The sequence below is a fragment of the Candidatus Pelagibacter sp. genome (assembly GCF_052049675.1).
Classification (GTDB): Bacteria; Pseudomonadota; Alphaproteobacteria; order Pelagibacterales; family Pelagibacteraceae; genus Pelagibacter.
Window position 1 is genome coordinate 792581 of record NZ_JBNGZM010000001.1, and the last position, 17706, is coordinate 810286.

Genomic DNA, 17706 nt, shown 5'->3' on the forward strand with positions numbered 1-17706 from the left:
TTAATGAACAATTTTTGGTTTTAAACCCATCGCGCCCAGAGCTGAGTTTTGATCATCTTTTGAGTCTGGATTATCCAAAATTTTATCTTTAGGATATAAATTTTTGTTTATTATATTCTCTATTTCTTCACCAGTTAAAGTCTCATAAGTTATTAGAGCTTTTGCAATTTTATGTAGATCATCTATTTTTTCTGTTAAAATTTCCTTAGCTTTATTATATCCTTCATCTACTAGCTTTCTTATTTCTTTATCAATTTTCTGAGCAACTTCCTCTGATACCGATTGAGTTTGAGTAACTGATCTTCCCAAAAACACTTCTTCTTGGTTTTCCCCATATTCAACTGGACCCATTTCTTCACTCATTCCATATTTTGTTACCATTGCTCTTGCTAACTGTGTAGCCTGGTTAATATCAGACCCATTTCCTCCACCTGCTCCTGTAGATATATTATCTTTTCCAAAAATTAATTCTTCAGCTACTCTTCCTCCAAAACAAACAGCTAATCTTGCCTTAAGATATTTTATTGAGTAACCGTGTTTGTCTCTTTCAGGTAAGTTCATTACCATTCCAAGAGCTCTTCCTCTTGGTATAATAGTAGCTTTATGAATTGGATCATAACTTGGCATATTAAACGACACTAGAGCATGTCCACCTTCGTGGTATGCAGTTAGTTTTTTCTCATCTTCTGTCATGACCATTGAACGTCTTTCAGCACCCATCATAACTTTATCTTTTGCTTCTTCAAATTCTAGTAATGTGACTATCCTCTTATTTTTTCTCGCTGCTAACAAAGCTGCTTCATTAACTATATTTGCAAGATCAGCTCCTGAAAATCCTGGCGTGCCTCTTGCAATTGTTCTTAAATTAACATCTGGCGCCATTTTTATTTTTTTTACATGAACTTTTAAAATTTTTTCTCTACCTATAATATCTGGGTTTGAAACTACTACCTGTCTATCAAACCTTCCTGGTCTTAATAAAGCTGGATCGAGGACATCTGGTCTGTTTGTTGCAGCTATAATTATGACACCTTCATTTGTATCAAAACCATCCATTTCAACTAACAACTGGTTTAACGTTTGTTCTCTCTCATCATTTCCACCTCCTAGACCTGCTCCTCTACTTCTTCCAACAGCATCTATCTCATCTATAAAAATAATACATGGAGAATTTTTTTTACCTTGTTCAAACATGTCTCTTACTCTAGAAGCTCCTACTCCAACAAACATCTCAACAAAATCAGAACCTGAAATAGTGAAAAACGGAACACCCGCTTCACCCGCAATTGCCCTTGCTAATAAAGTTTTACCAGTTCCCGGGGGTCCAACGAGTAAAGCTCCTCTTGGAATTTTTCCACCCAACCTACTAAATTTTTTTGGGTCTTTCAGGAATTCCACCATTTCTTCTACTTCTTCTTTAGCTTCCTCTACACCAGCAACATCATTAAAAGTAACCTTTCCTTTTAATTCATTCATCATCTTAGCTTTTGATTTTCCAAATCCCATTGCTCCACCTTTGCCACCTTGCATTTGTCTCATAAAGAAAATCCATACTGCAATAAGCAGTAACATAGGAAACCATGATAAGAGTACACCAAACAATGAAGGCATTTTTTCATCTAAAGGTGCTGCTGAAATACTCACACCTTTCTCTGATAATTTTTCTATAAGATTTGGATCATTAGGAGCATAAGTTGAAAAAGAATTTCCATTCGAATAAGTACCTTTGATGTTATTTCCCTGGATCTCAACTTTTAGAACTTCTCCGTCTTCAACTGAATTTAAAAAATCTGAAAATATTATTTGATTTCCACCCCTAACATTAGACTGTGGATTTTTAAACATGTTATAAAGACCTATAGTTAAAAAAACTATAATTCCCCACATTGCTAGATTTTTTAAATTCATAAGTTTAAAATAAGAATTATTATTAAATTAACAAGTGACAAAATATCAGTTATTTCATCAACTTTAACGCTCTTTTGATACTATTACTGAGTTATTTACCTTCTTTATAATACAGTTTCCTAAAGTGGTTATGAATGAGTTATCATTTTTAATTTGATAAATTAGTTTATCAATTTTTTTTCCTCTTACTGGATAGTATTTTTTACCAACACCTTTTAGCACTTCTGTAAGAGACCTAAAAACCACTTCTTCTGGCTGAAGAAAAAAATTTTTATTCAAAATAACAAACTTATTAATATTTGAAATTGTTGAATTATCTTTTAAATTTTTTTCTACAAAGTATTTAATTGACTCGTTAGCAAATCTTAAATTTTTAATCGTTAGATTAAATTTATCATTATCCAATCCCTCTAATTCCAAGTGCTTTATAAAATTTCTAATTTTTACTCTTTTAAAATCGTCATTTTTATTAGAGGGATCCTCAATATAATTATTAAAAACTTTTTTTGTAATATATTCTAAATTTTGTTTAGAAAATTTTAACAAAGGTCTAATCAAATTAATATTTTTTAGATTTGTTTTTTGATTAAATGACACCATACCATTTAAACCACTACCTCTCAAAATTCTAATAAAAAAATTCTCTATTAAATCATCCTTATGATGGCCTAATAAAATATTATTTATTTTTAATTTTTTTGCCTTGTTAATCATCAATGCATATCTTTTATCTCTTGCAATAGATTGAATGTTGCTTTTTGGTTTTTTTCCAACCCAGGTTAAAATCTCAAGATTAGTAGACAATTTTTTTAGAAGCAATTTTACAAATTTTGCTTCTTTTGTTGAATTATTTCTAAGTTTATGATCAACGTGAAAATATTTTACTTTTAGATGTTTTTTAATGGAATAAATTTTTGATAAAAAACATAAAGCTAAACTGTCTGGTCCACCAGAAACAGCAACTATAAAATCCTCCTTTAATTTAAGTTTTTTTTCAAATTTATTATAAATTTTAGAAGTTTGATTATCTTTTAATTGATTTAATAAAAACTTATGAGTCTTGTTTGATGCATTCAAATTTTTTGGACTCATATTTTGCTTTTTGTATTACAGACTGATTTGCATTAGGGTATTGTAATTCTACACCATTTATCATTTTACATCCTTGGTCTTTTTCACCAATTTGAACCATTGAGACTCCAAGTTTTAATAAATTAATTGGAGCTTTTTTTCCTTTAGGATATTTTTGGTAACCCTCTAAATAAGCAGACGCTGCATCAGTATATAATTGTCTAATTCTGAATGTTTCTGCGTACCAATATTGTGCACTACCCGCTAACTCATGATCAGGGTTGGATATAACAAATTCCCTAAATGCTCTTTCTGCTGTACTATAGTCTCCAACTTTTAAAAAACTGGTTGCAAACTCATATTGTTTTTCTGCATTTAAGTCTTGAGGAAGTATTTTTTCTTCAGACTGGAAAGTTTCTGTCACAATTGAAGCTGTAGTATCAACAGATTGAATTTGTTGTGAAGTTTCATTTGTCTCTGTATCTTTATATGAAATCGTTCCTAAATCTTGAGGTTGCGAACTTCCAGGTAAAACTTTTTGCTCATCGGTTTTAGGCTTTGAACTTAATTGATTTTCTTCACTAATCATATTTCCAGAGCTAATGTTGGTCTCTATATCTTGAAATCTTATTTGGTTATCTGCTTGAATTTTTGAAACACGGGTAGATAATTTATCTAACTTGAAATTTATTTCTTCAAATTTGTTAGTGAGTTCTCTAAACTGATCTTCAACCTCAGATAATTTTAATAAATGTCTTGTTAAAACATCTTCTGAATTTTGATCCAAATCTGAAACTGGACTATCATTGGTATTAGCTTTCACTTCTATAGATCCAGAATAAACCGCTCTTTCAAGAGTTTTAAGATCATTTTTTATTATTTCTAATGTTTCATAAATATTATGGTTATCTGCAAAAGAAATATTAATAAAAACCAAATTTAAGATTAAAAATAATTTTAAAATTACTAATTTAAATATGAGTATCATTTAAATTAGATTTATGATTATAAAAATGGCAAAAAAAAGACCCTAAATCCAAAAAAGGTTTTAGGGTCTTAAATTTTAAATAGTTAATTTGCTTTAACAGTTACTGATCTTCTGTTTTTTGACCAAGCTAATGGGTTTGAACCAGAGTCAACAGGTCTCTCCTTACCATAACTTAATACTGTAATTCTGTCAGAAGATATTCCGTAAGTCATCAAATAGTCTTTAGCTGCATTTGCTCTTCTTTCACCAAGAGCCAAGTTATATTCTCTTGTTCCTCTTTCGTCAGCGTGTCCTTCAAGCACCACATTTATGTTTGGATTTTTTCTTAACCAAGCTGCTTGTGCTCTTAAAGTTTCTCTTGATGCGGTTGTTAATATCGACTCATTTGTTGCAAAGAAAACTCTGTCTGGAACACCGTCTGCTAAATATTCAACTGTGTCTGTTCCTGTGTAAACATCACCTTGCATTTGACCTTGAATGTCTGTTGCTACTTCTTTTTTCGTTGCACATGCAGATAGCACTAGGCAAGCTGCTAATACTAAAAGTGTGTTTTTAAAAATTTTGTTTAATCTCATTAAAATGCTCCTTGCTGCTAATTTCAATTTATTGACTTTTTCACAACTAAATAGAGGTTTCAAGTCTAAAAATCAAGAAATTTACAAGAAATTAATCTTTAATTACTTAATAATGATGACCATGATGGGTCTGAAGCATCTGTTGGTGTCTTTATTTGCCTCTCATTATAACCCGTTAAATCTATTGACCACAATTTTGCAGAAAAGCCTTCTCCTTTGGAGTTAGTTTTTGTCTCTCTATAAAATATTAACACCCTTCCATTTGGAGACCAAGATGGCGCTTCTTGATAATAATTTTCAGTTAACAATCTTTCACCACTACCATCGGTTCTCATTACGCCTATATAAAATTTACCTTTATGTAATTTCGTAAATGCAATTAAATCTCCTCTTGGAGACCATACAGGTGTTCCATATAAACCGTTACCAAAAGAAATTCTTTTAACGTCACTTCCATCATTCTTCATTACATAAATTTGCTGATAACCACTTCTATCTGAATTAAATGTAATATATTTTCCATCGGGAGAATAAGATGGAGAAGTGTCAATTGATGGATGATTAGTAATTTTTTCAACAATCCTATTTTCTAAATCCATAGTGTAAATGTCTGATTTTCCGTCTTTAGCAAAACTCATAATTATTTTTTTACCATCAGGTGAAAAACGTGGTGCAAATGTCATTCCAGGAAAATCTCCAACTACCTCTTGTGTACCAGTTTCTATATCTAACAAATATACCCTTGGCATATTTTTAAAATAAGACAAATAAGTTACCATTTGACTTGCTGGATTAAATCTTGGTGTTAAAACTAACTCATTCCCTAATGTCAAAAATTTATTATTAGCTCCGTCTTGGTCCATGATTGCTAATTTTTTTATTCTCTGCGTTTTTGGTCCTTCTTCTGAAACATAAATTATTCTTGTATCAAAATAACCTTTTTCTCCTGTCAGCCTTTCGTAAACTTTATCAGAAATAATATGCCCTACTCTTCTCCAATTATTAGGGACTGTAGTAAAAGCTAAGGCCATCATTTCTTTTGCAGCTAGAACGTCCCATAATCGAAACTCAACTCTTAATTTATCGTCAACATAATTTACTTTACCAGTAATAAGTGCTTGAGCTTTAATTAAATTCCAATCTTCAAATCTTGGTTTTAGATTTGCAATATCAGGAGCTTGTAAAAAAGCCTTTTTATCAAGAGGGTTAAATAATCCTGAAGTCCTCAAATTGTTTTCAACAATATTAGATATTTCAGAACCAATATTTTCTTTTTTAAGTATTTTTTCAAAACCTTTTCTAGACTCTTCATCAATTGATAGAGGAGAAACTGCTAATGGAAGTGGATTTAAATTTCCCCGAGTTATATCAACTTCTATTAAAGCATTTGCCTTGAGAGGTAATAATATAAATAATAAAATTAAAATTTTTTTTGTCATTAAATATACTACCCTTCTAACATCTCTCTTGCATCAAAATTTAATTGTAATTCTTTCCATCTTTCATATCCAGTCGTTGGAACTCTTAATGGTTGGCACAACTTTACAGCTCTTAAAGCGCTTTCTGCTAACACCTTATAAAACCCTTGGCCTGGTTTATTCATTCTTGCATGATCCAAAATTTCTGTTTTTGATACTGTTCCATCAGGTTTTAATTTTAACTTTATTCTTACTAAAAGATTTTCATTATATGGTAATCCTAAGGGAATACTCCAACACCCGAATATTTGAGCCTTAAGAGCATCCTCTTCGCTTAGCGTAAGACCTGTATTTTCTACATTTCTTTCTTGATCTTGAGTAATATCGTCATTTGTTTTTAAAACTTCTGCAACCTCTTCTTTTGATTTATCAATTAAAGCAGCAATATTATTTGGATCAAACAAATCTTTTTTTTCAAATTCTGATACCTGTTTAACTTCATCATCTACTTTTTCAGGATTTTGTTTTTTTTCCTCTTTTGTTTCAACCTTTTTTAAAGTTTTGTCTGGAAGTGGAATTGCTTCAGGTGTCTCATTCTCTATTTTTTTATTATTTTGATCAGGAGCTAGAACAGTTTTTGTTTTTGTTTTTTCTACTTTTTTTGGTGGAGCTTGTTCTGAAACAAGTTTTTTTTCTTTCTCTTTTACTTTCTCAATTATTTTTTTAGCCTTAGGTGCAAATGGAATATTGGTTTTTTCTGCTATTTGAATTAACTCAACTGATACAATAGGTGGAATATCAAGTGGTTTCTTTGCCAAAAAAGGTAAACTCATAGCTGTAATGAAAATTAACAAAGCATGTAAAACAGAAGAAATAATTAAACTTCTATTCACTTTAATTACCTTTGTTTATAGGGTTCTGAAATCAATGCTACTTTGGTAAAACCTGATCCTGATAGTAGTCCCATTATTTCTAAAACTCTTCCATAATTTATAGTTTTATCACCTCTAACATAAATCCTGGTATCAGTTCTATTTTTTGAAACTGCCAAAACCTTTGCAATAATATTATCGTATTCAACTTTTGCTTCTTGAATAAAAATTTCACCTTTTGCATTAATTGAAAGTGTTAGAGGTTCTGTCTCTTCTGGCAATGAGTCTGCTGAACTTTCAGGCAAATCAACTTGAACACCAACAGTTAATAATGGTGCTGTAACCATAAAAATTATTAACAATACAAGCATTACATCCACAAAAGGTGTAACATTTATTTCACTCATTGGTTCTTTTGAAGAACGATTTAATTTAAATGCCATTTAAATAATTGTTAAAAATCTTTTTGAAAAATTTTCTAATTTTTCTAAATATTTTTTGGCATCGTTATTGAATTTATTGTATGCCACTACCGCTGGTATTGCGGCCAATAGACCAAGTGCAGTTGCAAATAAAGCTTCAGCTATTCCTGGCGCAACTATCGCAAGACTTGTATTTCTTGAAATAGCTATAGATTGAAAAGAATTCATAATCCCCCAAACAGTGCCGAATAATCCAATAAATGGTGCTGTTGAACCTACTGTTGCCAAAAAAGTAAAACCTTTTTCAATTTTTGTCATTTGTTTTTCAATTCCTGACTCTAGAGATGCACTCATTCTCTCACTTATGTTAGTTCTTGATTTTTTTTTAAGTAATCCTTCCATTGCATCTTGGAACACAAGTGACATTGGATCCTCAAGTTTACTGGGCAAACTATTGTAAAAGGTTTCAGCAGATTTAGAATTCCAGAATTTTTCCTCAAATTCTTCTGAAGATTTAGTAATTTTTTTAAATAAACGAAATTTCTCAATTATTACAGCCCAAGAATATATTGAGCACAATATTAATATAACCATTACAGACTTAACAATTATGTCCGCTCTAAAAAATAAACTAAATAAAGAAAAATCAGTATTTGTTCCTAATTCAACTGCTTTTGCTGCTATATCTGCTTCCATGATTACTCATCACACGTAAATGTGTCATGATTTTGTCTATTATTTTAAATTGATTATTCTTCTTTTTGATAAGTTTCGTAGAAAAAACTAGCTATTAGAATAGCATCTGCCTTGTTATTATCTTTCTTTTTTGACAATTGTGATGAAAAATACGGAAAAATTTCAATTGCTCTTGTTCTGCTCGCATCTTTTTCTGAATTAATAAGATTAAAATATTTTTTCCACTTAGCAGGCCTAACATAATAAACAGGTAAATGCATTGCGCTGCATATCCCTTTCAAAATACCAAAAGATTGACCAAAATTAAACATACTAGTAACGCCTTGGCCAGGCATTGCAGAAACTTGTTCAATTACAACTTTTATATTTTTTTTATCAAATTTGTTTATCCTTTCACTAATTTCGTAAAATATTTGAGCACCATTTACTTGTCGTTTATTCTTCTTACCATCTGTCATGGTTGGCATTTCAATTACGTCTTTAATTATACCATCCTGAAAAAAACAGATTGAACCTGTGATGCCTGGATCAATTCCAATAATCATCATTAAATACCACCCAAATTAACGTTTGAATAAACGTTCTGAACATCGTCATCTTCCTCAAGAGTTTCTAAAAAATCTACAATACTTTCTTTATTATATTTATTAACTTCAACACTATTTAATGGAACCCATTCAATTTCTGTAGAAATAAAATTTACAATAGTTATCTCTAGATTTTTTTTTACATTATATATTTCGCTCATTTGACACTGGACTTCATGATAATTCTCAAAAGACAAACATTCATCAGCTCCCGACTCGATAGCTAAATCTAAAATTTTTTCATCGGATATCTCTTTTTTATCAATTTTGATTATACCCAATTGTTGAAAATTATGAGATGCAGAACCTTGGGTTCCTAAACTACCTCCGCTCTTTTGAAAAATAGTTCTAATATTTGATGCGGTCCTATTTTTATTATCTGTTAAAGTTTCAACTATAACAGCAATCTTTTCTGGTCCAAATCCCTCGTATCTTAAATTTTCAAAATTTGCTCCTGTAGCTGCAGAAGATTTATCTATTGCTCTTTCAATATTGTCTTTAGGCATATTTGCAGATCTAGCAGCCTGTACTGCAGATCTTAGTCTAGGGTTCATTGCTGGATCTTTGTCACCAAGTTTTGCAGCAACAGTAATCTCTTTAGATAACTTTGAAAATATTTTTGATCTTTGCTTATCAGCCTTGCCTTTTTTATGTTTTATTCCTGCCCAATGTGAATGTCCTGCCATGATCTTTAAATATTTTTTAGTTGATCTCCATATACATAGCTTTTGATATCTGTTGCTAGACCTGTTTTTATATCACAATCTACTATTACACCACACAAAGTAGCATCTCCTGTTGCAGGAAAGTGTTTAACAGAATTTTTTTTTAAAAATCTATTTAAAGAATTTTCTTTATTCATGCCAATCACTGAATCATAATCTCCACACATACCTGCGTCTGTTTGATATCCAGTGCCGTTATTAAGTATTCTTGCGTCATTTGTTGGAATATGAGTATGTGTTCCAACCACGAGAGTTGCCTTTCCATCAAATAGATGTCCTATAGCATTTTTTTCGCTAGTAATTTCACCATGGAAATCAACTACAAGTAAATCAAAATCCTTTTTCATTTCATTTTCTTTCAAAAATTTTTGAGAAGCTTCAAAAACATCATCACACTTTTTCATAAAAACATTACCCATCAAATTAAGAACTCCAATTTTTATATCATTCTTTGTTATATAAATCTGAAAACCTTTTCCCGGTGCGGGTTCAAATAAATTTTTAGGTCTTAGCAATCTTTCTTCTTTATCAATAAATTCCATTATTTCTTTTTGATCCCAAACATGATTGCCAGTTGTGATAACATCAACCCCACAATTAAAAAAATCCTTACATATTTCTTTAGTGAGCCCCACACCTTGAACTGCTGCATTTTCACCATTTACTATTACAAAATCGATTTTGTTTTTATCAATTTCATTTAATAAATTACTTGTTAATTTAGAACATCCTGAAATTCCAACAACATCTCCTAAAAATAAAATTCTCATTGTATAATTTTTTTCTCAGTTATTATTAAATCAAGTTTCTTATCATACTTGTTAATGGGTATTTTTTTTATCTCTTGGTATGAAAATCCTAATCCAATTTTAAATATTTTTTTAATTTTAGATACTTTTTCTAAATAACGATCATAAAATCCTCCACCATAGCCTAATCTATTCAAATCATCATCATAAGCTACTAAAGGAACAAATATTATATCTGGATAAATTTTCTTTCCTAAAGTAGGCTCAGCAATTCCATACTTATTAATTTTTAAAGGATCTTTATTTGTCCATTCAAAAAAATCCATTTGGTTGTTTTCTCTAATTATTGGTAAGGAAATATTTGACTTTTTGCTTCTTAAAAAATAAAGCATATCCAGGTCATCAATCTCATGATTACAAGGGTAATACCCTCCTACATTTTTTAAATTAATTTTTTTTTTTTTCAAAAATCGATAAATTCTGTCAAGATTGAGACAAAATTTTTTATTTGAATTTTTTTTTCTAAGATTTAAAATTTTACTTCTTAGCTTAGATTTACTCACAGACCTACTTTGAAATGTTTTCTAATTTTGCTTTTTTAACAAAATTTGATATTTGATCAGCAGCTTCATCAATTAAATTTTCATATTTTTTTTGATTATCTTCAATTTCTATTTTTAAATTTTCATGATCAAGATTTAGTTTTTCAATTTCAGATTCTTTTGTGTCCCTATAATCGTAAATTAGAGATTTTAGTTCTTTAAATTTTTTTGAAAGATCATTTAATTCTTCCTTTTTTTGATCTACTTTTTTTTTAGTTTCATAATATTCATCCATTATTTTTACAGCTGTAATTAATAATAATTTATTTTCACCTAGATTTCCCAAATCATTTTTTAAATTATTAAACTTTTTGTTAATCTGAATTAACAATTCTTCTAAGTGCTCCTCTTGTCCATCTTCACAAGCAAGCAAAAACTCTTTATTGTTAAATTTTATACTTACATTTGCCATTTATCTATTTCATCCAATAACGTGTCAGTTTCTTGATTAAGTTCGTCAATTTTTTCAGAAAATTCAATTTGCTTTCTTTCTTCCAACTTTTCTTTGTTTTTTAATTCCTCAAGTTTTTTTGATAGATTTTCATGTTCCTCTAGTAAAGTTTTATATTTTTCTTCAATCTGTGTTTTTTCAATTTCTAATTGATTTTGTTTTGTGCTTAAATTTTTGATATTTTTTTGTAATTCAGGATTTGTTAGATCTAAATTTTTTAATTCCTCTAATGCAATATTTAATTTTTTTTCTTTTTCGTTTATAGAATTCATATATATATGTTTATATTATTAAATAGATTCTTCTTAGTCTAGTCAGGATAATTTTGAGCAAACTACACAATGATTTAGCTAATTGCATCAGATTTTTATCAATTGATGCTGTTCAAAAAGCGAATTCAGGTCACCCAGGAATGCCAATGGGTATGGCAGATGTTGCAACGGTGTTATTCAAAAATTTTTTAAGATTTAATCCAAAGAATCCAGATTGGTTAAATAGAGATAGATTTGTTTTGTCTGCTGGTCATGGTTCTATGCTTTTATATTCTTTGCTCTACCTAACTGGATATAAAAGTATATCAATTAATAATATTAAAAAATTTAGGCAGCTTAATTCTATTTGTGCTGGACATCCTGAATATCATCCGAAAACAGGTATTGAAACTACAACAGGTCCGCTTGGACAAGGTATATCTAATGCTGTAGGTTTTGCAATCGCTGAAGAAATTTTAAAAAATAAATTAGGTAAAGATTTTATTAATCATAAAACTTATGTTTTAGCTGGAGATGGATGCTTAATGGAAGGAATAAGTCATGAAGCGATGAGTTTAGCGGGACATTTAAAACTTAAAAATTTAGTTATGCTATTTGATAACAATTCAATTTCAATTGATGGCCCAACAAATCTCGCGGTTTCAGATAATTTTAAAAAAAGATTTGAAGGATATGGTTGGAATTATATTTCTATCAACGGTCATAATGAAAAAGAAATTTTTAAAGCACTAAAGAAAGTACAAAAAGCTAAAAAACCTACTGTGATTTCTTGTAAAACAAAGATTGGATATGGTTCACCGAATAAATCAGGAAAAGCATCTTCCCATGGAAGTCCATTGGGAGTAGATGAAATCAAGCTTGTAAGAAAAGCCTTAAATTGGAAAACCAAACCTTTTGATATCCCAAATAAAATTTTAAATGAATGGAGAAAAATTGGCCAAAGAGGTGAAATTTTTGAAAAAAAATGGAACAAAGCATTAAAAAGAAAAAAAATAAAATTTAATCAAAGTTTAAAAAATAACTTTACTACTGTTCTTAAGAAAGAAAAAGAGAATGCAATAAAGGAGCCAAAAAGTTTAGCCACTAGAAAATGTTCAGAAATGACATTGAATGCATTAACAAAACAAAAAAATAATTTAATTGGTGGTTCTGCTGATTTAGCGGGATCAAATAATACAAAAACTAAAAACCATAAAATCATTAAACCTGGAGATTTTACTGGTGACTACATTCACTACGGAGTGAGAGAACACGCAATGAGTGGGGTTATGAATGGTATCGCACTTCACAGTAATCTAATTCCTTATGGAGGTACTTTTTTAATATTTTCTGATTATTGCAAACCTTCGATCAGATTATCCGCCTTAATGAAAAAAAGAGTTATTTATGTAATGACTCATGACTCTATTGGGCTCGGAGAAGATGGTCCTACCCATCAACCTATAGAACAGCTTTCAGGCTTACGTTCTATACCTAACCTAAATGTATTCAGACCTGCAGACAGAATTGAAACTATCGAATGTTGGGAACATGCATTAAAAAGCTCAAAAACACCTAGCGTACTATCTTTAACAAGACAAAATTTAAATCCAGTAAGAAAAATATACCCAAATAAAAACTTATGCTCATTAGGTGCATATGAGGTTTTAAGAACAAACAAAAAAATCAATCTAACAATATTAGCGAGCGGATCTGAAGTTAATCTAGCGTTAGAGGTTAGCCATAAATTAGCCAAAGATAAAATATATTCAAAAGTGATATCAATGCCTTGTATGGAACTTTTTGAATTACAATCAAAATCCTATAAAAATAAAATTTTAGAAGAAACAAAATTTAAAATATCCATTGAAGCTGGATCAAGCGATTGTTGGAAAAAATATGTAGGTGATAACGGTATTACTTTTGGAATTGATGAATTTGGAAAAAGTGCACCCTATAAAGATATTTATAAATATTTTGGACTAGAGAGTACAAACATTAAAAATATCACTAAAAAATTATTAAATAAATAAAATGACAATTAAAATTGGAATTAATGGAATGGGACGGATTGGTCGTATGGTTGTTAGATCAATTGTCGAAAGTAAAAATAAAAATTTAAAAATTAATCATATAAATAATAGGTCAAATTCAGAAGCTACATCCAAATTAATCAAACACGATTCTATACATGGAAAATTTAATGCTGATTTAGATTTTGATCCAAATCATTTAATAATTAATAAAAATAAAATTACATTTTCTCAGGAAACAAAAATTGAAAACATAAATTGGAAAAAATACGATGTTGATTATGTTTTTGAATGCACTGGAAAATTTAATTCAAAAGAAAAACTTATTGCTAATATAGAAAACGGCGCAAAAAAAGTGATCGTTTCTGCTCCATGTAAAAATGCTGATAAAACAATAGTATTTGGTGTCAATGAAAATATAATTACTAAAAAAGATAAAATAATATCTGCAGCGTCATGCACCACCAATTGTCTAGCACCAGTTGCAAGTGTTCTTAATGAAAAATTTGAGATTGAAAAAGGTTTTATGACTACAATTCATGCATTTACTAGCGATCAGAGAATTTTAGATAATTCACACAAAGATCCAAGAAGAGCAAGATCAGCAATTCAATCAATAGTTCCAACCTCAACAGGAGCTTCGAAAGCAATAGGAGAAATAATACCAAACCTCAAAGGAAAACTAGAAGGTATTGCGATGAGAGTGCCCACTCCTAATGTTTCTCTTGTTGAATTAGTTTTTTGCACAAAAAAAGATATTAATATAAAAAAAATTAATGATGCTTTTGAACAAGCATCAAAAAATAAATTAAAAAATATCTTAAAAGTTACTTATGAAAAGTTAGTATCTATAGATTTTAATCATCATCCTGCTTCCGCAATAGTAGATGCTTCTTTAACAAACGTAGTTGGAAGTAATATGGGTAAAATATCAGCCTGGTATGATAATGAGTGGGGCTTTTCTAATAGAATGTGTGATATCGCTGAAACATTGCATAAAGTCTCTTAATGAGAAGTATTATAAACGAAAAAAATCTAAACAATAAAAAAATTTTATTAAGATTGGATTTGAATGTCCCTTTGGAAAGAAATAAGATAACAGACACAACAAGAATCGATAAAATTCTTCCTACATTAAATTTTTTGATTAAAGAAAAAGCTAAAATTATAATTTTATCTCATGTAGGAAGGCCAAAAGGTAAAATTGTTGAAGAGCTCTCCCTAAAACCAATTTGTGAAGAATTAGAAAATAAATTAAAAAAAAAAATAAAACTTATTAAAGAAAATATTAAAGAAATAAAAACTAAAAATTTTTTCAGTAACTACAATGAAGATATTTTTATTTTAGAAAATATTAGATTTTATTCAGAAGAAGAACAAAATGACAATAAGTTTGCTGAACAGCTGTCAAATCTTGGAGATATATACGTAAATGACGCTTTCTCTTGTTCTCACAGAGCTCATGCCTCAATTAATGAAATTCCAAAATTCTTACCATCATTTTCTGGATTGCAGCTAGATTTAGAAGTTAATGCGCTTAATAAAATAACTTTTGAAATTTCTAGACCAATTACTTGTATTATTGGTGGGTCTAAAATTTCAACTAAGATTAATGTTATTAAAAACTTAATTCCTAAATTTGACAATATTATAATTGTCGGGGGTATGGCTAATAATTTCATAGAATATTTTGGAAATAGTATTGGAAAATCTATTAAAGAGGAAAATTGTGATAAAATAGTTGAAGAAATCATCTCTCTTTCAAAAAAAGAAAATTGTAAAATAATCTATCCAGTAGATGTGATTGTATCTAAAGATTTAAATGGATCGCCTCAAAAGAAAGAATTGAGCGAAGTATTATCTGATGAAATGATATTAGATATTGGTCCAAAAACTATTGATAATATAACAAATATTATTGATAATAGTAAAACTATACTCTGGAATGGACCCGCAGGATATTTTGAAAATCCAAATTTTGCTTATGGAAGTATTAAAATAGCAAAAAAAATCATTGAAAATAATAAAGCAAACAAAATTTTTTCTGTTGCTGGTGGTGGGGACACAGTTTCTTTATTAAATAATTTAAACGCTGTTAATGAGTTTAATTTTGTTTCAACTGCAGGTGGCGCTTTTTTAGAATATCTTGAAGGTAAAAACCTTCCTGGTATAACCGCATTAAATTAAAATGTCTGAATTAAATAAAATTGCACTTAAAATTATTTCCAATGGCAAAGGTATACTTGCGGCTGATGAAAGCAATGGAACTATGACAAAAAGACTTGAAGCAGTGAACGTCAAATCAACTCCAGAAAATAGGCTTTCATTCAGAGAAATTCTTTTTTCATCGGATGGAATGAAGGATTGCATAGGTGGTGTTATTCTTTTCGATGAAACCATAAAACAAATTTCAAGCGCAGAAAAATCAATACCTGATTTAATATCTAGTTCAGGTGCAGTTCCTGGAATTAAAGTTGATACTGGAGCAAAAAATTTAGCAAATTCCTCTGAAGAAAAAATTACAGAAGGTTTAGATGGGCTAAGAGATAGATTAAAAGAATATTATGATCTTGGGGCAAGATTTACAAAATGGAGAGGTGTCTATTCTATTAGTGAAAAGTATCCAAGCAAACTTGCTATTAATAGTAATGCTCACGCACTTGCTAGGTACTCTGCATTAGTTCAAGAAAGTGGAATGGTTCCAATAGTAGAACCTGAAGTATTGATGGATGGAAACCATTCTTCTGAAGTTTGTTTAAATAAAACATCAGAGGTAATTAAAAAGTGTTTTGAGGAGTTAATTTTGCACAAAGTTGATCTCTCAGGAATAATATTAAAACCAAATATGATTTTGCCTGGGAGCCTATCAGAAAATAAAATTTCTAGTGAAGAAGTTTCTATCAAAACGTTAGAATGCCTTAAAAATTCTGTACCTAACGAAGTTCCTGGGATAGCTTTTTTATCTGGAGGCCAATCTGAAATTGAAGCTACAGAAAACTTAAATTTAATTAATAAAAATAATAATACAAATTTTATCATGACATATTCATATGGACGAGCTCTTCAGCAAAGTGCTTTAAATGTTTGGTCAAATAATATTAAAAACGTAGAGGCAACTCAAACTACTTTTAATCATAGAGCTAAAATGTGCACCTTAGCTGCTCAAGGAAAATGGTCGAGAGAACTTGAAAATAAATAAAAAAAAATTTATTTATCTTATTTCTCCTAACAAAATCCCTAATTCTTTTTATAACAATCTAAAGTTGGTTTTAAAAACTGGAAAAGTAAGTTTTTTTCAGCTCAGACTTAAAAGTTACTCTCAGAATAAAAAAATTATAATTGGAAAAAAAATTAAAAATATTTGTAAAAAAAATGATGTAAAATTTATAATTAATGATGACCCTTTGCTTGCTTTAAAGTTAGACGCAGATGGTTGTCATTTAGGTCAAAAAGATATGAATATTAAGATAGCAAAAAAAATACTTGGTAAAAAAATTATAGGAATTACTTGTCATAATTCTATGAATTTAGCAAAAAAAGCAATTAAAGCTAAAGCTGATTACATTGCCTTTGGTGCTTTTAATCAATCTAAAACTAAAATAACTAAACATGTAGCTTCTGTTAAGATTTTAAAAAAAGTTAAAAAATTTACAAAAACTCCAACAGTGGCTATTGGTGGGATTAATGCAGTTAATTACAAAAATCTATTATTGAATAATGCTAATTTTTTAGCTATTTCAGGCTACATTTGGAAAAATAAAAAATATAAACCGTTACAAGCTATAGAAAGATTAAAATGAAAATTAATGCTGGAGAAATAAGGGTTGGAATGCTCTTAGAATATAAAAATGACTTATGGCAAGTTTTGAAAACCCAACATGTAAAACCAGGAAAAGGTGGTGCGTTTGCTCAAGTTGAAATGAAAAGTTTAAATAAAAATACAAAGTTAAATGAAAGATTTAGATCAAGTGAAACAGTAGAAAAAGCATCACTGGAGGAAACGACTTTCAATTATCTTTATAGTGATGAAGCAAATTATTTTTTTATGGATCCAAAGACATTTGAACAAATAGAAATAAAAAAAGAAACAGTAGGTGATAAAGGTAAACTTTTAACTGAAAACCTTCAAGTTTCTGTAAGTTTTTATAATCAAAAACCACTATCAATAGATTTACCTAACCAAGTGCAGTGTAAAATTGAAACTACTGACGCAGCTCTTAAAGGACAAACCGTGTCATCATCTTACAAACCAGCAACTCTTGAAAATGGATTAAATATTCAAGTTCCTCCTTTTATTGAAGCAGGAGATGAAATTGTAATTGATACTAGAAATTTAGAATATATTAAAAAAATCTAAA

The 17706-nt window shown here is 29.4% G+C and carries 20 protein-coding genes; 6 read left to right on the plus strand and 14 right to left on the minus strand.

Going from position 1 to position 17706, the window contains the following annotated elements; all coding sequences use genetic code 11:
- The 14 genes from ftsH to ACTT9L_RS04400 form a co-directional block, all read right to left on the minus strand.
- Positions 1 to 1908 (minus strand): ATP-dependent zinc metalloprotease FtsH, encoded by a 1908-nt coding sequence (ftsH, locus tag ACTT9L_RS04335; protein ID WP_440928104.1) that lies wholly within the window; start codon positions 1906 to 1908, stop codon positions 1 to 3.
- A gap of 63 nt (positions 1909 to 1971) precedes the next feature.
- Positions 1972 to 3000: a tRNA lysidine(34) synthetase TilS gene (gene tilS / locus ACTT9L_RS04340; RefSeq protein WP_440928105.1), complete on the minus strand. Its 1029-nt coding sequence runs from the start codon at positions 2998 to 3000 to the stop codon at positions 1972 to 1974.
- On the minus strand, positions 2960 to 3967 hold the full coding sequence (gene ybgF / locus ACTT9L_RS04345; RefSeq protein WP_440928106.1) for a tol-pal system protein YbgF: 1008 nt from the start codon (positions 3965 to 3967) through the stop codon (positions 2960 to 2962). The genes tilS and ybgF overlap by 41 nt, the downstream gene beginning before the upstream one ends.
- 83 nt (positions 3968 to 4050) lie before the next feature.
- Positions 4051 to 4542: a peptidoglycan-associated lipoprotein Pal gene (gene pal, locus ACTT9L_RS04350; RefSeq protein ID WP_440928107.1), complete on the minus strand. Its 492-nt coding sequence runs from the start codon at positions 4540 to 4542 to the stop codon at positions 4051 to 4053.
- 98 nt (positions 4543 to 4640) lie between these two features.
- A complete protein-coding gene (tolB, locus tag ACTT9L_RS04355) occupies positions 4641 to 5981 on the minus strand; it encodes a Tol-Pal system beta propeller repeat protein TolB (protein WP_440928108.1) in 1341 nt (446 codons plus the stop codon).
- 8 nt (positions 5982 to 5989) lie between these two features.
- On the minus strand, positions 5990 to 6853 hold the full coding sequence (locus ACTT9L_RS04360; protein ID WP_440928109.1) for a cell envelope biogenesis protein TolA: 864 nt from the start codon (positions 6851 to 6853) through the stop codon (positions 5990 to 5992).
- A gap of 5 nt (positions 6854 to 6858) precedes the next feature.
- Positions 6859 to 7275, minus strand: coding sequence for a protein TolR (tolR, locus tag ACTT9L_RS04365; protein WP_075484955.1), 417 nt, complete (start codon positions 7273 to 7275; stop codon positions 6859 to 6861).
- On the minus strand, positions 7276 to 7950 hold the full coding sequence (gene tolQ, locus ACTT9L_RS04370; RefSeq protein ID WP_440928110.1) for a protein TolQ: 675 nt from the start codon (positions 7948 to 7950) through the stop codon (positions 7276 to 7278).
- Positions 7951 to 8003: 53 nt separating this feature from the next.
- Entirely contained in the window at positions 8004 to 8498 is a 495-nt protein-coding gene (locus ACTT9L_RS04375) for a crossover junction endodeoxyribonuclease (RefSeq protein ID WP_440928111.1), read from the minus strand.
- Complete coding sequence (locus ACTT9L_RS04380; protein ID WP_440928112.1) at positions 8498 to 9223, minus strand: YebC/PmpR family DNA-binding transcriptional regulator; 726 nt, start codon at positions 9221 to 9223, stop codon at positions 8498 to 8500. Before ACTT9L_RS04380 ends, ACTT9L_RS04375 begins: the two co-directional genes overlap by 1 nt.
- A 5-nt stretch (positions 9224 to 9228) precedes the next feature.
- Complete coding sequence (locus tag ACTT9L_RS04385; RefSeq protein WP_440928113.1) at positions 9229 to 10032, minus strand: TIGR00282 family metallophosphoesterase; 804 nt, start codon at positions 10030 to 10032, stop codon at positions 9229 to 9231.
- Positions 10029 to 10574: a 5-formyltetrahydrofolate cyclo-ligase gene (locus ACTT9L_RS04390; protein WP_440928114.1), complete on the minus strand. Its 546-nt coding sequence runs from the start codon at positions 10572 to 10574 to the stop codon at positions 10029 to 10031. The genes ACTT9L_RS04385 and ACTT9L_RS04390 overlap by 4 nt, the downstream gene beginning before the upstream one ends.
- A 4-nt stretch (positions 10575 to 10578) precedes the next feature.
- Positions 10579 to 11025 carry a cell division protein ZapA gene (gene zapA, locus ACTT9L_RS04395; protein WP_440928115.1) on the minus strand — a complete coding sequence of 149 codons (447 nt, stop codon included), beginning with the start codon at positions 11023 to 11025 and terminating at the stop codon, positions 10579 to 10581.
- Positions 11013 to 11336, minus strand: a complete 324-nt coding sequence (locus ACTT9L_RS04400) for a 5-formyltetrahydrofolate cyclo-ligase (protein WP_440928116.1) — start codon at positions 11334 to 11336, stop codon at positions 11013 to 11015. The genes zapA and ACTT9L_RS04400 overlap by 13 nt, the downstream gene beginning before the upstream one ends.
- Before the next feature lie 53 nt (positions 11337 to 11389).
- Here ACTT9L_RS04400 and tkt point away from each other — a divergent pair, with 53 nt between their 5' ends.
- Genes tkt through efp form a run of 6 tightly spaced genes read left to right on the plus strand, consistent with a single transcriptional unit; the run spans position 11390 to position 17705 of the window.
- Positions 11390 to 13348, plus strand: coding sequence for a transketolase (tkt, locus tag ACTT9L_RS04405; protein ID WP_440928117.1), 1959 nt, complete (start codon positions 11390 to 11392; stop codon positions 13346 to 13348).
- A 1-nt stretch (position 13349) separates the two neighbouring features.
- The gene (gap, locus tag ACTT9L_RS04410; RefSeq protein ID WP_440928118.1) at positions 13350 to 14357 is read left to right on the plus strand and encodes a type I glyceraldehyde-3-phosphate dehydrogenase; all 1008 of its coding nucleotides are present in this window, start codon (positions 13350 to 13352) and stop codon (positions 14355 to 14357) included.
- Entirely contained in the window at positions 14357 to 15535 is a 1179-nt protein-coding gene (locus ACTT9L_RS04415) for a phosphoglycerate kinase (protein WP_440928119.1), read from the plus strand. Before gap ends, ACTT9L_RS04415 begins: the two co-directional genes overlap by 1 nt.
- A 1-nt stretch (position 15536) precedes the next feature.
- Entirely contained in the window at positions 15537 to 16547 is a 1011-nt protein-coding gene (locus ACTT9L_RS04420) for a class I fructose-bisphosphate aldolase (protein WP_440928120.1), read from the plus strand.
- The gene (gene thiE / locus ACTT9L_RS04425) at positions 16534 to 17148 is read left to right on the plus strand and encodes a thiamine phosphate synthase (protein ID WP_440928121.1); all 615 of its coding nucleotides are present in this window, start codon (positions 16534 to 16536) and stop codon (positions 17146 to 17148) included. The genes ACTT9L_RS04420 and thiE overlap by 14 nt, the downstream gene beginning before the upstream one ends.
- Positions 17145 to 17705 carry an elongation factor P gene (gene efp / locus ACTT9L_RS04430; protein ID WP_440928122.1) on the plus strand — a complete coding sequence of 187 codons (561 nt, stop codon included), beginning with the start codon at positions 17145 to 17147 and terminating at the stop codon, positions 17703 to 17705. The genes thiE and efp overlap by 4 nt, the downstream gene beginning before the upstream one ends.
- Position 17706: the final 1 nt, after the last annotated feature.

Excerpts from the sequence above, each read along its gene's own strand:
- ftsH (WP_440928104.1), bottom strand. The coding sequence starts at position 1,908 with ATGAATTTAAAAAATCTAGCAATGTGGGGAATTATAGTTTTTTTAACT.
- tilS (WP_440928105.1), bottom strand. The coding sequence starts at position 3,000 with ATGAGTCCAAAAAATTTGAATGCATCAAACAAGACTCATAAGTTTTTA.
- ybgF (WP_440928106.1), bottom strand. The coding sequence starts at position 3,967 with ATGATACTCATATTTAAATTAGTAATTTTAAAATTATTTTTAATCTTA.
- pal (WP_440928107.1), bottom strand. The coding sequence starts at position 4,542 with ATGAGATTAAACAAAATTTTTAAAAACACACTTTTAGTATTAGCAGCT.
- tolB (WP_440928108.1), bottom strand. The coding sequence starts at position 5,981 with ATGACAAAAAAAATTTTAATTTTATTATTTATATTATTACCTCTCAAG.
- tolR (WP_075484955.1), bottom strand. The coding sequence starts at position 7,275 with ATGGCATTTAAATTAAATCGTTCTTCAAAAGAACCAATGAGTGAAATA.
- tolQ (WP_440928110.1), bottom strand. The coding sequence starts at position 7,950 with ATGGAAGCAGATATAGCAGCAAAAGCAGTTGAATTAGGAACAAATACT.
- ACTT9L_RS04375 (WP_440928111.1), bottom strand. The coding sequence starts at position 8,498 with ATGATGATTATTGGAATTGATCCAGGCATCACAGGTTCAATCTGTTTT.
- ACTT9L_RS04380 (WP_440928112.1), bottom strand. The coding sequence starts at position 9,223 with ATGGCAGGACATTCACATTGGGCAGGAATAAAACATAAAAAAGGCAAG.
- ACTT9L_RS04385 (WP_440928113.1), bottom strand. The coding sequence starts at position 10,032 with ATGAGAATTTTATTTTTAGGAGATGTTGTTGGAATTTCAGGATGTTCT.
- zapA (WP_440928115.1), bottom strand. The coding sequence starts at position 11,025 with ATGGCAAATGTAAGTATAAAATTTAACAATAAAGAGTTTTTGCTTGCT.
- ACTT9L_RS04400 (WP_440928116.1), bottom strand. The coding sequence starts at position 11,336 with ATGAATTCTATAAACGAAAAAGAAAAAAAATTAAATATTGCATTAGAG.
- gap (WP_440928118.1), top strand. The coding sequence starts at position 13,350 with ATGACAATTAAAATTGGAATTAATGGAATGGGACGGATTGGTCGTATG.
- ACTT9L_RS04415 (WP_440928119.1), top strand. The coding sequence starts at position 14,357 with ATGAGAAGTATTATAAACGAAAAAAATCTAAACAATAAAAAAATTTTA.
- ACTT9L_RS04420 (WP_440928120.1), top strand. The coding sequence starts at position 15,537 with ATGTCTGAATTAAATAAAATTGCACTTAAAATTATTTCCAATGGCAAA.
- efp (WP_440928122.1), top strand. The coding sequence starts at position 17,145 with ATGAAAATTAATGCTGGAGAAATAAGGGTTGGAATGCTCTTAGAATAT.